The sequence below is a fragment of the Candidatus Magnetobacterium casense genome (assembly GCF_019173545.1).
GTDB classification, from domain to species: Bacteria; Nitrospirota; Thermodesulfovibrionia; order Thermodesulfovibrionales; family Magnetobacteriaceae; genus Magnetobacterium; species Magnetobacterium cryptolimnobacter.
In genome coordinates, this window is record NZ_JABXWD010000423.1 from 1 (window position 1) to 2,736 (window position 2,736).

At 48.6% G+C, this 2,736-nt stretch carries 1 protein-coding gene; it reads right to left on the reverse strand.

Features of this window, described 5'->3' with window-relative positions; translation table 11 throughout:
* Positions 1-130: 130 nt before the first annotated feature.
* The gene (locus tag HWQ67_RS15795) at positions 131-2,611 is read right to left on the reverse strand and encodes a hypothetical protein (protein ID WP_218253646.1); all 2,481 of its coding nucleotides are present in this window, start codon (positions 2,609-2,611) and stop codon (positions 131-133) included.
* Positions 2,612-2,736 lie beyond the last annotated feature (125 nt).

The window sequence follows — 2,736 nt, forward strand, 5'->3', positions numbered from 1 at the left end:
AAACAAGAAGAGCTGGGTAGTGGGAAGCCACAGACCCAGCTCTTCAATTACCATCTTTACTCTCTTCTTTCGCCAGTCAGAAACTACTAGCGTTTTACGAGAGTAAAACTCCAGGCGTTACCACGGAATATTATCTCCCATGATAACCGGGGTAGAAATCAGGGCCCTGTATGTTATCCCACTGCGCCCCAATATCTATCCACTCTACTATCAAATACCTCTCGTCCTGCGTCAGGAATTTGTCATGCAATACACGTCCCTCTACCGGGAACACATTCTCCCTCGGCTTAAACGAACTTAATTCCTCTTCATACAACCTCCAAACCAACAAACTGTTGATGGCTGCCGATGGATTAACATACTTACCACCTATGTTCACATCCTTACCCCTCTGCGCCTCCAACAAACTGTTGTATGCACGGCTGAATGCCGCCACTCCATCTACACCCACCAACTCTGCTCCACCGGTCAGATCAGGAGGATTGCCGGCATTATGACACCCGGCACACTTCGCATCGATGATCGGCTGTATATCCCTGCGGAAATCCACCGTCCTCCTCTTATCGTCCGTTAAACCTTCCACCGGCTGTGATGTCGTTCCTGATGGACCTCCATAGTAAATATCAGAAGGTACCACAACGTCCTCACCATGCCTTACTCCCTGATATACCCCAGCCTTGTCAAACTTCAAGTATCCAAATGCAAAGGGTGAATCATAGTGGCTCCTGTCATCATACCACCAGTTATATAAAGCCTTCGAATGCAGATTCTTGAACGCCCTTCCACGATATGAACCATAGTGGCATCCACTGCAAATCCTACCATGATAAGGCCTTAAATATGCCCAGGCTAACCCGCTCTGCACCGACATCCCCTTGTCATCCAATATCTGAATGTAGTATGGGGTATCAGCCGTCTGCGATGTTACCACTGATCCATCATCCTCTACGTTCTGATAACCGATAATCCTCCTCTGCTGGAACGCCGTGCCTGAGTTACTGCTCGACCTGCAACTACCCAAAAGATGCTTCCCTGCTCCTACCAGGAACCTGCTCTCCTCTGGCTCAACGCACCTTACACCTTCTACTATCCTGACGGCCTTTATGTCTCCATGCTTCATCTCCTTGGCCCTCTGGCTTGGATATGGACCTACTGGTATATCCGTCAACGTCGTATCAAAACTTATCCATGTTGCCCATGAATGCGGATACCCTTCCACCGTCACCTGGTCAAATGGCTGATACGTCACTGTCGTTACACCAAAATTCTTTCCGGCTGTAAAGGTGTTTATCCACCTCGGCTTGTACTTGATATACACCGGCGCTGGCTGATGATCGTTCCACTCTGTATCATTGTATACAGACTCCCCGGCCTTGCCCGCCTTAAAGTCAAACCAGTAAATACCAAAATCCCCTCTCTCTGCATAGGACACCAACATCCTGTCGTCTGGAAGAGGATACGGACTCCTGTACAACCCACCATCATTCTTGCTCAACTTCTCATACGTCTTGTTGAATGGAGCATCCCAGCTTACCGCTGCCAACTGTCCCACTCCCCAATTCATATACGGAGACTCTACATACACAAGCTTCCTGTCTCCAAAGGTAATCTTCGCCTGTGACCTGCCACATGCCCCTCCTATCTCACCATCACAGTTCCCATAGATCGGCCTCGGATATGCACCATCCCAGTTATCAACACACAGCATCACCCGACCCTGTCCATCAGCCCTGCTCCCGTTTGCCTGTACACTGGAAAACAGGATGTTACCATCCGGCGTAAGCGCTGGATCAAAATTGGAACTTACATTGTAGGTTATCTGATCTATCGAGGTATTCAAGTGCGGAAACTCTATCCCGGACAACACGTGACCGGTTATTCTCTGCGTCACCTGACCACCCTGCGTATCTAACCTGAAAAGATTATACGCATAAGGATTGTGGAACTCATCCCTTACTCCATCCGGAGAACCTGCAAATATGATGAACCCGGTCTTCTCTACCGACCCGTGCTCCTTCCAGTCTCCTTCAAAATACCTGTCTCTCCATATGATACGCCCTTTACCCTCTTCTATACTACCTGCTGCATAGTATATCGGAGCACGGCACGTTCCCTTGTAATCCGTCATCTGCCTCACCCCACTGCCATCTACGTTCATCTCCCATATCTGGCAACCGCCGCCCTTCTTGTGGATACCGGCAAACGCAAATTTCTTACCATCCCAATACGTGCACGGATCAAAGGCCGACGCAAAATCACCCGTCAATACCTTTAACTCCCTCGTCTTTAAATTGTAAGACACGATCCTGCTCCCCTCTGATACATAATGAGGATAGCTCTGATAAGGATCACCTTTTGCCGTCCTCGGCGACTGTGTAAACAATATCGCCTCTACAGGACCCTGCACTTCCTTTGACATTCCACTATAATCACCCCAATTGGCCTTCCCCTGCTGCGATCCACCCATCATTACCTGGTTCGAAGCAAAGAGGTTACCACAGACTAATGCACCCGCAACAAATGCCGATGCCATTATTGCTCCTATTTTCCTCTTACCCATCTGTTGGCATTCTCCTTTCACTTTAAATATACTCTTTAAACCTATTACCATCTCTCTCTTCTGCTAATTTATAACGCCTTCATGAATTCTACCAGGTCTTCCAACTCCTGCGGAGACAAGTGCGACGTCCTTCCATGCATGTCCTTCTCCGTCACCAAATTGTTGACCGTGTCCAT